This is a genomic window from Erwinia sp., from assembly GCF_031978025.1.
Taxonomy (GTDB): Bacteria; Pseudomonadota; Gammaproteobacteria; order Enterobacterales; family Enterobacteriaceae; genus Erwinia.
The window spans coordinates 1-5,766 of the sequence record NZ_DALZCD010000274.1 but is presented as its reverse complement, the minus strand read 5'-3'; the positions used below and the strand labels follow the sequence as shown (position 1 = coordinate 5,766).

The 5,766-nt window shown below is 51.4% G+C and carries 5 protein-coding genes, 1 tRNA gene and 1 pseudogene; 3 read left to right on the top strand and 4 right to left on the bottom strand.

Annotated features, from left to right (window positions below; translation table 11 throughout):
* Positions 1–24: 24 nt before the first annotated feature.
* From RTK32_RS18015 to RTK32_RS18000, 4 genes and pseudogenes are all read right to left on the bottom strand, one after another.
* Positions 25–165: pseudogene (locus tag RTK32_RS18015) on the bottom strand (Arm DNA-binding domain-containing protein); the annotation flags it as partial.
* A 150-nt stretch (positions 166–315) separates the two neighbouring features.
* Positions 316–390: transfer RNA gene (locus RTK32_RS18010), tRNA-Arg, on the bottom strand.
* A gap of 240 nt (positions 391–630) precedes the next feature.
* Positions 631–1,764 carry a glycosyltransferase family 9 protein gene (locus RTK32_RS18005; RefSeq protein WP_312046399.1) on the bottom strand — a complete coding sequence of 378 codons (1,134 nt, stop codon included), beginning with the start codon at positions 1,762–1,764 and terminating at the stop codon, positions 631–633.
* Positions 1,765–2,720: 956 nt separating this feature from the next.
* A complete protein-coding gene (locus RTK32_RS18000) occupies positions 2,721–3,614 on the bottom strand; it encodes a formate/nitrite transporter family protein (protein ID WP_312046397.1) in 894 nt (297 codons plus the stop codon).
* Positions 3,615–3,855: 241 nt separating this feature from the next.
* Here RTK32_RS18000 and ccmA point away from each other — a divergent pair, with 241 nt between their 5' ends.
* From ccmA to RTK32_RS17985, 3 genes are all read left to right on the top strand, one after another.
* On the top strand, positions 3,856–4,473 hold the full coding sequence (gene ccmA / locus RTK32_RS17995; protein ID WP_312046395.1) for a cytochrome c biogenesis heme-transporting ATPase CcmA: 618 nt from the start codon (positions 3,856–3,858) through the stop codon (positions 4,471–4,473).
* Positions 4,470–5,129 carry a heme exporter protein CcmB gene (ccmB, locus tag RTK32_RS17990; RefSeq protein ID WP_312046393.1) on the top strand — a complete coding sequence of 220 codons (660 nt, stop codon included), beginning with the start codon at positions 4,470–4,472 and terminating at the stop codon, positions 5,127–5,129. Before ccmA ends, ccmB begins: the two co-directional genes overlap by 4 nt.
* A gap of 44 nt (positions 5,130–5,173) precedes the next feature.
* Positions 5,174–5,766: heme ABC transporter permease (locus tag RTK32_RS17985; RefSeq protein ID WP_312046391.1), on the top strand; the 593-nt coding region annotated here is incomplete at its 3' end.

The window sequence follows — 5,766 nt, the reverse complement described above, 5'->3', positions numbered from 1 at the left end:
TCAATGCTTTATGGAGTCGGCGGATTCTTTCCCGTCGATTTTGTATCGCAGCTGCCATACCTTTTTGCCGGATACCGGGACGTATAGATACAGGCCGTTGCTGTCCAGCAGGCGTTAGGGTTTGTCTTTTGGCTTAGCCGCGTCGATCTGCTTGATGGTCAGCATGGGTAAAATTCCAGTGGGTAAAATTATTTACTCGTTTTTTACCCACTGAAGAGTGCGGCGGTCAACGAACTAATGCGAACGATGATTGTTCGGGAATATTAGTTTTGCTGGGGTTTTGCGAACTACTACGGATGGGGGCGAACTACTGAATGGTGTCCCCTGCAGGAATCGAACCTGCAACTAGCCCTTAGGAGGGGCTCGTTATATCCATTTAACTAAGGAGACAGCGGCAGGATAAACGCCGAAGGTTTATCCTGTTACGTATGGTACCGTAAGTGCAGCTATGCCTCAAGGCCTTCATTTGCCAGTACGTTTTTCTTTATTGTCTGGCCTACGCCGTGTGAGGATATTTTGAACATATTGGCGTTAAAAAAGACAGGTGGCGCAGACGCCGCCATAAATATTCTCCACGTTGTTTAAACCTTACGCAATAAATCAGGCTTTCGCTCAGGCGACAGGCTCAACCTACCCAGGCAAAGCGTGCACAAAATCAACAGTAGGGCGATCGGCAACACCAGGCATCGCTAAAGAAGCCTGAACAACCTTATCGATGTTAAAAGGCAGCGTCGTGCCGTTAACAATTATTTGCTGGGCCTTCTCCCCAATGGGCTTAAAGATAATATTGCTTTGTAACGCATTATTATAATCTATATTGGTAGAGTAAAAGACACAGACAAGATTTTTATTCAGCGCGCAGGCAATGTGTACAACAGCCGTTTCCACCGAGATAACAAGATCGGCCTGGTTGATCAGGGAGATAGTGTGCCATAAAGAATCAAAGTTACAGATAAAAACATTGTCTGCGCCTTCGAGCGTCGCGAGCTGATGTGTTTCGCCGATAATAAAAATATGGCAGGTTATGCTCTGCTGCAGCTTTGCAACAAGGTCAGTCAGCTGTTCTCGCGTCATGGTTCTTTCATTGACGCTGGCGAAAGGGTTAAGCACGATTCGGGGCTTGCCGGTGTGTTTACTCAGATAATTTTTAATAAAATCATCGCTGCCAGGAACAGGGTTAAGCCAATAGCGCAGTGCTGTACACGGATGGCCCAGCGCTGCCAGTAGCCGTTTTTGCGGATCGGTAATATGGAAATTAGCGGGTAAATCCAGCGTGATATGATAAGGGCGTTTTAACCATCCGCCAATGCTGATGGCATACTTATACCGAATCCTCGACAGCAGCTTTATCTCAAACAGCGCCTTACGCTCCATCCAGGAATACATCCCGACCACAATATCACTGTCGATTTTCGCCAGTCGGTCGATATGATTGATATCAACAATAAACACTTCATCGACACAATCCAACCCTTTGAAAAACACCTCACCCCGGGTTTCAGTAATGATTTGTACCCTGTATCCCAGCCCCTTTAATTTTTGCCACAGTCCGGTATGGCAGACCGCATCGCCAATGCCCAGGTTAACAAAAGGGAAAATTACACTTTGTGGCGGCTGAGGAAGAGAGTCGTGCCTGCGGGCCGTAGGAAGAGACCAGGCCGACAGCACCAGTCGGAGTCTCCCTTTTAACTCATGAAGATAACGGTTTCTTTTGCGATTAATTCTTTTTAACCGGTTGAGTAAATTTGGCCGGGACAGGTTCATTCGTAGGGGCACTCCTCGTACTCCTCAGGAAGCGTGTCCGTAAAAAAATAACGCGATAAAATAAATCCTGTTATTAACCAGATAATAATGAAATAGATAATATACATATATTTTACTTTTGGTAGCGTCCATTCTTGTGGGTATAGTAACAGATAATAGTGGTGCCACAATGCAGAAAATATCACTCTATTAATGATGTGTATATATTTAATTAATATCTTATGTTGTTGTTTTTGAGTTAACTTATTAGTTCCTGTTTATATAATTTATTATCGTAAAGTGAGTAATAATGAGCTTTTTATAAATTTTCCGGGGCCGTGGCTCAGGACAGGACAGAATGCCTGTTGATCCAGACGGGATTAAGCAGACTGGCTATTACTCGATTAATGAAAGATAGTTGCGCTGGATCAATATTTGTGTGCGGGCAGAGGGCTAATGTAAAGCCAATTCAAGCAAGGTTACCAGTTTGTTTATCTCATAAAAGAGGTCGCTATGTCCCTGAAACTGTCACTCGGTCTTATCATGCTGGTCTGGCTGGCCTACGTCGCTTTCGCCAGCAACTTCTATATGCACACTTTTGCGTTGTTCAGCTAAAACCGGCCTGTCACTTTCTGAACCCATTCAGCCAACCATGGCAGCTCGTTCGGATGGCTCCGGCAGCATATTCAGCCAACAATGGCAGCTTGTTCGGATGGCTCCGGCAGCATATTCAGCCAACAATGGCAGCTCGTTCGGATGGCTCCGGCAGCATATTCAGTCAACAACGGCAGCTTGTTCGGATGGCTCGGGCAGCATATTCAATCAACAACGGCAGCTTGTTTGGATGACACAAGCAGCTTTTCAGTCAACAACACAGCTTGTTCGGATGATACCGGCAGCTTTTCAGCCAATAACGGCAGCGCCTCGGGTGAGACAACTGCCGTTTAGCTGTACCGTTAGCGAATGACGACGGCCGGTCAGCCTTCCTCGCCTTTACCCTCTTTTTTACGCTTTTTCTTCGCTTCGGCTTTCGCCCGCGTACTCATGTCGTTACGGATCTGCGCATGGCTAATCAGCGCGAAAATAAAGGTGCCGCCAATGATATTGCCAGCCAGCGTCGGCAGGGCAAAAGGCCATAAAAATTCCTGCCAGCTAATCAGGCCGTTAAAGAGCAGATAAAGCACTTCTACCGAGCCCACCACAATATGCGCCAGATCGCCCAGCGCGACCAGCCAGGTCATCAGGACAATCACCCAAATTTTTGCGTTGCCTGCGGAAGGGAACATCCAGACCATAGTGGCGATAATCCAGCCAGATACCACTGCTTTAGCAAACATCTCGCCTGGGGTGTGTTCCATGACTTTTTGACTGATAGCCACAAAGGCCTGTCGCGTGGCGTCATCGAAAACCGGCATATGGGTAAAGGCCAGCGAAGCCAGCGCCGTCCCAATCAAATTACCGAACAGCACCACGGCCCAGAGCCTTAACAGCAGGAGCAAATTACTGCCGGTCGGTTTATGCATAACCGGCAGCACGGCAGTGACGGTATTCTCCGTAAACAGCTGCTGGCGCGCCATAATGACAATGATAAAACCGAAGGTATAGCCAAGGTTTTCCAACAGGAAACCGCCGGGGACGCCGTCAAGATGCGCCTGGAAAATACCTTTCGCCATCAGCGAGGCCCCCATCGAAAGCCCGGCAGCGATTGCTGAAAACAGCAACGCCAGACTGTCGCGTTCCAGTTCTTTCTCGCCATCCTGACGGATCTCTTCATGAATGGCTGCTGCACGCGACGGCAGCGCTTCCTCATCTACTTCGATCTCCTCTCCTTCCTTCTCTTCACTCTCGACTTCCACATTATCTTCTTTCATTGTTGCTGCTCCCGTCATCAATATCCAGCCTAAGCGTAGCGGGTTTTAGCCTGGCCGAAATGTAACTGCGTTTCAGAATAAGCGTAACAAAGATTTAACGGAGCGGCGTTTTTCGCTATGAAGCGGTCGGAACAGGGCATAATAGCGCCAGCTTAAGCACCCAGAGCTACCTCACGGGCTGCGGTACCGCGATCGGCTGTGGTACTATTTCACGCATTATTAACAAGCGTGATGCCACCTGATGCTCCAGGCCCACAATCTGACCTGCGTTCGTGATGAACGTACGCTGTTCAGTGAACTCAGTTTTACCGTTTCCGCAGGCGATATCATTCAAATAGAAGGCGCTAACGGTGCGGGAAAAACCTCGCTGCTGCGTATCCTTGCGGGCCTTAGCCAGGCAGAGCAGGGCGACGTGTTTTGGCAACAGCAGCCTATTCGTCGGCAGCGGGATGTCTGGCACCGTACGTTACTCTATCTCGGGCATCAGCCCGGTGTAAAAGCCGTATTGAGTGCAAGGGAAAACCTGCAATTTTTTCATGCGCAGGAGCCGGAAGAGGTTCTTTGGCAGGCGCTGGAAGAAGTTGATCTGGTGGGGTACGAGGAGGTGCCAGTGGCGCAGCTTTCTGCCGGACAGCAGCGTCGTGTCGCGCTGGCCCGGCTCTGGCTGAGTCGGGCGCCGCTCTGGATCCTTGACGAACCGCTGACCGCTATTGATAAGTCGGGCGTAATAAAGCTGATGGCGCTGTTTAGTCGTCATGTCGATAATGGCGGCTCGGTCATCCTGACGACCCATCAGGAGCTGACGGATCCGGCTCAGCGCGTGCGAAAAATCCGGCTTTCCGTCGCGGAGGCGCCATGATTGGACGCATTATTAAGCGGGAGCTGCGCGTGGCTTTTCGTAGCGGGGCAGAAATCGTTAATCCGCTGTGGTTTTTTCTGATAGTGATTACCCTGTTTCCGCTGGGCATCGGCCCTGAGCCGCAGCTGCTGGCGCGTATCGCACCTGGCGTTGTCTGGGTCGCCGCGCTGCTCTCTTCGCTGTTGGCGCTGGAAAGGCTGTTCCGCGACGATTTTATCGACGGTTCGCTGGAACAACTGCTGCTGCTGCCAACGCCACTGCCGATAACAGTATTAGGGAAGGTAGTTGCGCACTGGCTGGTAACCGGCCTGCCGCTGCTGTTGCTCTCTCCGCTGGTGGCGCTGTTGCTGTCGCTGGATTTCGCCACCTGGCGCGCAATGGCCTTCTCTCTGCTGTTGGGCACGCCGACGCTGAGTTTTCTCGGCGCCATTGGGGTGGGATTGACGGTCGGGCTGCGGCGTGGCGGCGTTTTGCTGAGCCTGCTGGTACTGCCGCTGGCGGTGCCGGTACTGATTTTTGCCTCGGCGGCCATTGATGCGGCAGGAATGGGGTTGGCCATAAACGGCCAGCTGGCCATTCTCGGCGCGATGCTGGCTGTCAGCGCCACGCTGGCACCTTTCGCTACAGCGGCGGCATTAAGGGTTAGCGTACACTAACAATAACAGATCGAAACGCGTTTCTTTTGGATGAGCAATTAACAATGTGGAAATGGTTACACCAGTCAGGAAAGCCCAACAGGCTTTACCAGTTATGTGGTCGGCTGCTGCCCTGGTTTGCAGCGGCAGCGACGATTGCGCTCGCCACCGGCTGGATATGGGGATTTGGTTTCGCGCCGTCCGACTATCAGCAGGGCGACAGCTATCGCATCATTTATATTCACGTTCCCGCCGCGATGTGGTCAATGGGCATCTACGCTACGATGGCGATCGCGGCATTCACCGGTCTGGTCTGGCAATGGAAAACGGCCGATCTCGCTGCTGCTGCAATGGCACCTGTCGGCGCGGTATTCGCTTTCATTGCCCTGGTCACCGGCTCTGCCTGGGGAAAGCCTATGTGGGGCACCTGGTGGATTTGGGACGCACGACTGACCTCTGAACTGGTGTTGCTTTTCCTCTATATGGGCGTAATCGCGCTCTATAACGCCTTTGACGATCGCCGTATGGCGGGACGTGCAGCCGGGATCCTGATCCTGGTCGGCGTGGTAAACCTGCCCATCATCCACTACTCGGTGCAGTGGTGGAACACCCTGCATCAGGGCTCTTCCGGTGTCTTTCAGCAGGCGATAGCGCCCTC